Annotated in this window: 1 protein-coding gene; it reads right to left on the reverse strand. The window is 43.9% G+C overall.

Translation table 11 applies throughout. From position 1 onward, the window contains the following. Positions 1 to 109: 109 nt before the first annotated feature. Entirely contained in the window at positions 110 to 1,084 is a 975-nt protein-coding gene (gene acuI / locus BHE89_RS17345) for an acrylyl-CoA reductase (NADPH) (protein WP_069368727.1), read from the reverse strand. Positions 1,085 to 1,369: the final 285 nt, after the last annotated feature.

A 1,369-nucleotide genomic window follows, 5' to 3' on the forward strand; every position in this document is an offset into this window, starting at 1 on the left:
ACACGCGGCGGGACTCGTCGTTTCAGCCCATGGAGACCCGCGTAAATCCGTCGTACAGAGGGTTGCGGTCTGAGAAGTGGGAAGCCTCGCCGTTTACGGAGGGGAGCAGTCACAGTTTTACTAAAGTTCGACCTGTCACTTGATTATCCATAATCATCTGAGCATAACGTGGAACTTCATCAAGTGTAATCTCTGTCATTGCTTGCTGATAGAATGTATCAGGTAGCAATTTTAATAAACGTTGCCAAACTTGGGCGCGTTTTTCTGCTGGGAAATAAACAGAGTCGACACCTTGTAAGCGAACATTACGTAAAATAAAAGGCATCACGGTTGTTGGCAAAGAGAAACCCCCCGCTAATCCACAAGCTGCTACTGTTCCGTTATAATTTGTCTGTGACAGAATATTGGCAAGAATTTGCCCTCCGACGGTATCAATTGCTCCCGCCCAGCGCTGTTTATCTAAAGCTTTGCCAGCAGGTTCAAACTCTTCGCGAGTGATAATGTTTTTGGCTCCGAGTTTGCGTAAATAGTCATGGTTACTGGCTCTACCACTCAATGCGGTAACTTGATAGCCTAATGCTGTGAGTAAACTAATCGCGGTGCTTCCGACACCACCACTGGCTCCAGTGACTAAAATATCACCGCTTTCAGGTGTGATACCGCCTTGTTCTAATGCCATCACACAAAGCATGGCAGTAAAACCCGCAGTTCCGATTGTCATGGCATTTTTTAAAGTGAGTCCTTCTGGTACGACGGTTAACCAATCGCCTTTTACCCCCGCCTTTTGCGCAAGACCCCCCCAGTGACTTTCACCGACTCCCCAGCCGGTTAATAAGACATGTTGACCAATATGGAAACGAGGATCTTCGGTGTGATGAACAACCCCCGAAAAATCGATTCCGGGTACCATTGGGAATTGGCGCAGTATTTTCCCTTTACCTGTGATCGCCAGCCCATCTTTATAGTTAAGCGTTGAGTAATGAATGTCGACAATAACCTCATGAATAGGCAGTGTTTTTTCATCGATACTTTGTACGCTGGCACGGAGTTTGTTGTCATTTTGTTCTACGATTAATGCTTTCATCTTGGCCCCTCATCGATTTCTATTTGTGTCATGATAGGCGATTTTTCAGATCTCGTCGTGATTGCGCACAATATCTATTGTAATAATGAGACAAATAATCCTTTTTTTAGTGTATAAACGGGGGTTCTATGTTTATTGATGCAGAGATTATTCTGAGTTTTATCTTTTGGTAATTAGATAACAGCGTTAATGGGTTACGATTAGATAAAAATTAGCATTTCTCTTTATTGCTTGAAGTAAAGATAATGTGTTGCCTTATGAGTATTCGAGGTGGGTACTTGGGGG

It is taken from the genome of Shigella sp. FC1967 (assembly GCF_001743005.1).
In the GTDB taxonomy this organism is placed as follows: domain Bacteria; phylum Pseudomonadota; class Gammaproteobacteria; order Enterobacterales; family Enterobacteriaceae; genus Proteus.